The organism is Sulfurihydrogenibium yellowstonense SS-5, from assembly GCF_000173615.1.
Classification (GTDB): Bacteria; Aquificota; Aquificia; order Aquificales; family Hydrogenothermaceae; genus Sulfurihydrogenibium; species Sulfurihydrogenibium yellowstonense.
Map to the genome: position 1 here is coordinate 1 of NZ_ABZS01000083.1, position 7,087 is coordinate 7,087.

The following is a 7,087-nucleotide window of genomic DNA, read 5'->3' on the forward strand; positions in this document are numbered from 1 at the left end:
GATATTACGATATTGGCAGTCTTTGGATTGAAAAACTGCTTTGATGTAAAAATTGCTTTTACATTATATTTTTTGATTTTTTGAATCACTTCCATCAAATGTTTTGGTGATGGCTCTCTTCCATGACCCATTTCTATCTCTGCAAGGTAGATAAGATTAAATCTTTTTATAAAGTAAGGAAATTCATAGTGATAAGATACAAAGTATTTATTTTTAACTGATGAAAGTTTTGTTTTTCCATAGTTTAAAATTTCATTTACTTTTTTTTCAAATTCTAAATAGTTTGATTTATAAAATTGTGCATTTTGTTTGTCTTTGGATATCAAAAAATCCATAACTGCTTTTGCTATTACTTTTGCATTTTCTGGGTCTAACCATACCGCCGGATGGATTTCGTCATGGTCTTCTTCTTTTAAAAGAAATATTCCTTTGAGGTTTGTTATCTGCATTAATCTTTCTTTTTTAAGATTTTTTGTAAGGCTTGATATGTTTGGTTCTCCATAGCCTATAAATACAAATAAATCGCTTTCATATACTTTTTTTATATCCATCGGCTTGTATTCGTAGGTATGAAAATTCACGTTTGAAGGGATTATATAAGCCACGTTTACTTTATCCTTTCCCACTTCTTTTACTATATCTGCCAAAGGTTTTATAGTGGTTGTGATTTTAACTTCTGCAAATGAAAAACTAAAAAGTAGCAAAACTGATAAGATTATCCTTTTCATTGCTTCAACCTCAACTTTTCTTTTAACTCTTCTGCCGATTTTAATAGCCTCTGTGATATTTCCGGTGTAAGAGTCATGTATTGATTTAAAGATTTAAAAGTATTTGGAACTGTTTTAAAGTTAATCAATGCTTTTTCTCTGATTTCTTTTAAAGATGGAAGACTTCTTACAAGCTCACCATTTTCTATATAAAGTTTGAGCATTTTAACAGAGTCGTCAAAATGTTCGTCAAAATGTCCTATAATATCTTTAAAGATAGTGCCATTTTTGTAGATTCTAAAAAGCTGTTTTTTGAAAGGCAATGTCATTTTTTTCCTGCTTAACTTGATTTTTGGCTTTCTTTCATACTCTACCAATTTATAAGCACAATCTAAATATGGCAAATCTGCACTTGTTACAAGTTCTGTTCCCACACCAAAGCCATCAATTGGAGCTTTTTTATCCTGAATCAACTCTTTTATCTTATATTCGTTTATACCACCGCTGACAAAAATAATTGCATCTCTAAAACCGTTTGCGTCAAGAAGCTTTCTTGCTTCTCTTGATAAAGTTGCTACATCTCCGCTGTCTAACCTGATGCCTTTTATTTTGATGCCAAGCTTTTTGGCTACTTTTATAGCATTCTTCACACCTTCTAAACTGTCGTATGTATCTACTAAAAAGATCGTATTTTCTGGATAAACCGAAGCAAAATCTTCAAAGGCTTTTTCTTCTGTATCGTGAGCCATTATGAAAGAGTGTGCCATTGTTCCGTAGATTGGAATTCCGAAAGCCTTACCTGCTAAAACGTTCGATGTTCCTACAAAACCGCCAATATAGCTACTTCTTGATGCTATCATTCCTGCATCTGTGCCGTGAGCTCTTCTCAGTCCAAAATCTACAAGTATAGCTTTTTCAGCAACGCTGTAGCATCTTATAGCTTTTGTTGCTACAAGGATTGAGATTTGAAGCGTGTTTATTAAAAATGTCTCGATAATTTGAGCTTCTATTAATGGAGCTTCTACTTGGACTATGGGTTCATTGGCAAAGACTATCTCTCCTTCATCTATGGCATATAAATTTCCTGTAAATTTAAAATTTCTAAGATATTCTAAAAACTCTTCTGAAAACCTACCTGTTTGTCTTAAAAAATCTATATCTTCTTCTGTAAATTTTAAATTTAAGAGATAATCTACTAAAAGTTCAAGCCCTGCATTTAAAAAATAGTTTCTTTTGTTTGTTGGTCTGATAAAAAAATTAAAAACAGCAGTGCCATTAATTCCTTTATTAAAATAGACCTGTGCCATTGTAAGCTCATACAGGTCTGTCAAAAGAGACATATTATCTTTATTTACAAATCTATTTACTGTCATTTTTGCTCTTTTTCTGATAAATATTTAGCTAAAGTGTCGCTAAGCTGAGTGATGCTTCCGGCCCCAAGGGTTAGTATTACATCACCTATTTGAATGATATTTTTTAACAAATTTTCTGCTTCTTCTAAATTTGATACATAATAAACATTCTTTCTATACTCTTTGATTTTCTTCGCCAATTTTTCCCCTGAAACATTTTCAATTGGGTTTTCGCCTGCTGAATAAACTTCCGTTACGATAGTAATATCTGGAATATCAAACGCTTTGGCAAATTCTTCAAATAAGACATTTAATCTTGAATATCTATGAGGTTGAAATACTGCTATTATTCTTCTGTCTTTAAAATAATCTCTTGCTGCTGACAATGTTGCTTTCAGTTCTGTTGGATGGTGTGCGTAATCGTCAATGATAACAATATCATTAGAGTACTTTATCTCAAACCTTCTTTTTGCATTTTTAAAGTTTTCTAAGCTTTCTTTTATAACGCAAAAAGGAACGTTAAGCTCATTACATATTGCTATTGTAGCAAGGGCATTATAAACATTATGAATGCCCGGAACTGAAAGGTGTATCTCTCCAAAATCATTGACTTTAAATTTGTATCTACCGTTTTCTAATCTTAGGTCATAAGCTCTAATATCTGCATCTTCTGAAAATCCAAATTTTATAACTTTTCTTTCTATGTAAGGCAAAATGCTTTTTACGTTTTCGTCATCTATGTTAACAGCTGCTGCTCCATAAAATGGTACTTTATTTGCAAAGGTAACAAAAGCTTTTTTAATGTCTTCTAAGTCTTTATAAAATCCTATGTGTTCTAAATCTATATTGTTTATAGAAACAATCGTCGGAGTTAATTTTAAAAAAGAACCATCGCTTTCATCTGATTCTGTGACTAAAAACTCTCCTCTTCCAAGCTTTGCATTACTGCCGTATGCTTCCAGCTTACCACCAATCACAACCGTTGGGTCAAACCCGGTTTTTCCAAGAACGGTTCCTACCATTGATGTTGTTGTTGTTTTTCCGTGACTTCCGGCAATGGCTATTCCATATTTGAACCTCATTAATTCAGCAAGCATCTCCCCTCTTGGTATTGTCGGAATTCCAAGCTGTTTTGCCTTTATCATTTCCGGGTTATCAGGCTTTACAGCTGATGAATACACTACAACATCTACATCTTTAACGTTTTCTTCGCTATGTCCTATGAATATTTTTGCTCCAAGATTTCTTAATCTTTCGATCGTTGGAGATTCTTTTAAATCTGAACCTGTTATCGTGTATCCTTGGTTTAGCAATAATTCAGCTATGCCATTCATTCCAGAACCGCCAATTCCAATAAAATGGATTTTTCTAACTTTACCTCTAAACACCTTTTCCTCCGTCTATAATTTCTTTTACTACTTCTGCATCGTCAAAATGCAGAATTTTATCGCCTATTATCTGATAATTCTCATGTCCTTTCCCTGCTATTAAAATTATATCTTTTTCTTTTGCTAAACTGATAGCTTTTTCTATTGCCTGCTTTCTGTCTACAATAGTTATTACTTTGTCTTTATCTTTTATTCCATCTAAGATATCTTCTATTATACTTAATGGGTCTTCATTTCTTGGATTATCGGATGTTAAAATTACAACATCAGAGAGACTTTCAGCCGTCTCTCCCATTAATGGTCTTTTTGTCTTATCTCTGTTTCCACCTGCTCCAAACACTGTGATGATTCTATTTTCTTTGATTTCATTTAACGATTTTAAAATGTTTTCAAGTGCATCCGGTGTATGGGCATAATCTATAACCACTATAAAACCTTGTCCTTCTATTACTTCAAATCTTCCTTTAATCGGCTTTAGATGTAATGCTTTTTCTTCTAAGAATTTTAAATCAAAGCCATCTTTGATAAGAAAAGAAACGGTAGCAGATAGATTATAAATATTAAAAACACCTCTTAATTTTGTTTTAATTTTACTTAATGTATCTTTATATTTATAGCTAAATTCAGTCTCAAAAAGTGAAAGTCTATAATCAAGAATCTTAAAATCTTCTGATGTTTTTCCGTATGTAATGATTTTGTCATCATTGACTTTTAAATGGTTTTTTAGATAATCTAAGATTCTTCTTCCATGCTCATCATCTACATTTATACTGTAAATTGCTTCTTTATTGAATTTATCAATCTGTTCAAAAACTCTTCTTTTTGCTAAGAAGTAGTTTTCCATTGTTTGGTGATAATCAAGATGGTCTTGTGTTAGATTTGTAAAAATTCCACCATGAAACTTTGTTGAATAAACTCTATACTGGTCTGCCGCATGGGAAGAAACTTCTGCAACCACTACATCCGCACCTTTATCTTTCATTACTTTAAGCGTTTTAAACCATTCTACTGGGTCTGGGGTTGTATGTCCTGAAGATAATATCTCATCTCCAACTCTGTAATTGATTGTTCCGATTACACCAACTTTATACCCAGCCATTTCATAATACTGGGCAAGTAAATTTGATGTTGTAGTTTTTCCATTTGTTCCGGTAATTGCTATCACTTTTAACTTTTCAGATGGATTATCATAAAACCTGTTTGAAGCCAAAGCTAAAGACTTCCTGCCGTTATCTGTCAAAACAACAGTTATGTTTTTTCCTTTTAAACTTTCAATATACTTTTCATCTTCTATAAAAATTACAGATGCACCATTTTTTATAGCTTCGTCAATAAAGTTATGACCATCTACCGACGTGCCTTTAATGGCAAAAAATGCGTAATTCTTCTCGACTTTTTTGCTGTTATTTGTAATTCCTTCTACAGCTGTTTCTTGATTTCCATAAATTATTTTTTCATCTGTTAATATTTCTTTTAGTAATTTCATCAATACTCCTTAAGGATAACAATTAAGGTTAGGCATAAAGCATTTTTTCAATTGTTAATCTCACGCTTTCGCCTAAAGCATTTAGATTATACCCACCTTCAAGCATGAAGACATAAGGAACATCTGCTGACTTTAAAATATTTTCTACTATCTTTCCAATTCCTTCTGTTGATACTTCTAAGTAAGCTAACGGGTCATCTTGATGTAAGTCGTAACCGGCAGAAACAAGAATTATGTCTGGATTAAAAGACTTTACAAGCTCTGGCAGGGTTTGACTGTAAATTTCTATATAGACTTCATCACCCGTACCGGCGGGCAGTGGAACATTATAAGTATATCCGTAGCCTTTCCCAACTCCTTTTTCATTTTTTGAACCGGTTCCCGGGATAAAAGGGATATTCATGGGTTGAAAAGTAAAACACGGTGTCATCATCGTAGAAAGCTTTTTGTGTACCGTTTCCATGGTGAGCATCAAAATCTATTATAAAAACTTTATTAAAGCCCTTTTGCTGTGCATATCTTGCTGTTATAGCAATATTATTAAAGATACAAAATCCCATTGCTTTATCTTTTTCTGCATGATGACCAGGTGGTCTTACAGCACAAAACGCCCTTTCTATCTTTCCGTTAATTATATTATCGATTGCTTCAAGACCTGCTCCTACTGCCATCACAGCAGCTTCATACGAATACTCTCCAACGTGTGTATCCGGGTCTAAATATCCACCACCGGCAGCACAAAAATCCATTATTTCTTGTGGATAGTAAGTATCATGTATCAATGTTATTTCCTTAGCCGATGCTCTTCTTGGCTTTAGATGGATTAATTTATCCTTTATAGGTTCTAAATATTTATTTATGTAAATAAGTCTTTCCGGAGATTCTGGATGACCTATTCCTGTATCATGTTCTAAATATATATCATCGTAAAAATAACCGACTTTCTTCACGATACTACCTCACAAATTGAATAATGATAAAATTATACAATACTTTAGGCATATTTTATTAACTCTTAAAGGAAGATTATTTCAAAAATCAAAATTGTCATTCTGCAGCCGGTGAAGAATCTCATATTTTTTAATTTCTAGCTCAACGTATGAAAAGATATAAATTCATAATGATACTACTTTTATAGTTGATGATGAAAGTTATTCAACTATGCCATTCTGCAATTGCAATTACAGCGAGGAGTTTCCGCCTTTTGCCTCTCACCTATTCATTTCTCACCATCTTTGAAAAAGAAGTTCCCTCGGCTTTGAAGTCTTAGAATGAAGGATAATAGCATTAATACATCGTTCCAAAACCATACGAAAAATCTCAATAATTCTATTTGAAATCTATTATGCTTGTTCCCATTTTTTACCTTAATACATTACCAAAAAGCTTTTTTGGTATTAATCCGATCTTAGATTCTTCAAGCATTTTTAAGTATTTTTCTATGTTTATTGGCTTTGGATTTGTAAGATAGATTTCAAGCGGCATAGCTTTTACAAATTTATCAAGAATATAAATGATATTAACACTTTCACCCGGATTTAGATTAAAGCCTTCTTTTAGCAAAGTTCCGGCTACTTCTGATAAATCTGTCCTTTTCTGATATGAATTTGGATCCTTGGAAACTTTCTTTTTTATTATTAAGTCCTTTAATGAAAAATCTCCTTCCATTAATTTTTGTTTGTGTTTGTCAAATATCTCATCTATATCTTTTATTAAATTTAAGAATTCTGTTTTGTTTTTTGCTTTGCTTAAATGCTCAAAAATTTCTAATTGAAAATTTTTAATAAATTCCGGAACATCCCTTCTTCTTAAATCTATTCCTCTAAATTTAAACTCACCGTTGCTAAACTTTCCAAAATAACGGTTAGAAACACCAACGGAATCGGATTTTGAAGGCAAAAAAACTATCCAATCATAAACACCTTCCAGTAAAATCTTAAATGGTATTCCGTCAGGATTCACCGGAATAAATTTTTCGTTGATTCTTTTATTCAAATATTCTTCCATCTTTTTATAATCATCTATCGTATAATCATGTTTGTAAACCCAGATAGAATCGGTAAGAATATGAATTACTCTAAAGCCTTTTGCTTCTAAAATCTCTTTTACAAAAGTAATAAGCTGTCTTCCGATTGATGTTGTTGCTTCGTGTGA

5 protein-coding genes and 1 pseudogene are annotated in these 7,087 nt (G+C 32.2%); all 6 read right to left on the reverse strand.

The window, feature by feature from the left end; translation table 11 throughout:
* The coding region (locus SULYE_RS04505; RefSeq protein ID WP_007546957.1) for a metal ABC transporter substrate-binding protein at positions 1 to 728 on the reverse strand (728 nt) is incomplete at its 3' end.
* The gene (locus SULYE_RS04510; RefSeq protein WP_007546959.1) at positions 725 to 2,080 is read right to left on the reverse strand and encodes a nicotinate phosphoribosyltransferase; all 1,356 of its coding nucleotides are present in this window, start codon (positions 2,078 to 2,080) and stop codon (positions 725 to 727) included. The genes SULYE_RS04510 and SULYE_RS04505, both read right to left, overlap by 4 nt.
* Complete coding sequence (murC, locus tag SULYE_RS04515; RefSeq protein WP_007546961.1) at positions 2,077 to 3,447, reverse strand: UDP-N-acetylmuramate--L-alanine ligase; 1,371 nt, start codon at positions 3,445 to 3,447, stop codon at positions 2,077 to 2,079. Before murC ends, SULYE_RS04510 begins: the two co-directional genes overlap by 4 nt.
* On the reverse strand, positions 3,440 to 4,933 hold the full coding sequence (locus SULYE_RS04520) for a UDP-N-acetylmuramoyl-L-alanyl-D-glutamate--2,6-diaminopimelate ligase (RefSeq protein ID WP_007546963.1): 1,494 nt from the start codon (positions 4,931 to 4,933) through the stop codon (positions 3,440 to 3,442). The genes murC and SULYE_RS04520 overlap by 8 nt, the downstream gene beginning before the upstream one ends.
* Before the next feature lie 28 nt (positions 4,934 to 4,961).
* Positions 4,962 to 5,883, reverse strand: a pseudogene (locus tag SULYE_RS04525) (histone deacetylase family protein).
* A 412-nt stretch (positions 5,884 to 6,295) separates the two neighbouring features.
* On the reverse strand, positions 6,296 to 7,087 hold a 792-nt coding region (locus SULYE_RS04530; RefSeq protein WP_007546967.1), incomplete at its 5' end, for a DNA polymerase domain-containing protein.

Bases quoted from the DNA above. Each gene is read 5' to 3' on its own strand.
- SULYE_RS04520 (WP_007546963.1), bottom strand. From the start codon at position 4,933: ATGAAATTACTAAAAGAAATATTAACAGATGAAAAAATAATTTATGGA.
- SULYE_RS04510 (WP_007546959.1), bottom strand. From the start codon at position 2,080: ATGACAGTAAATAGATTTGTAAATAAAGATAATATGTCTCTTTTGACA.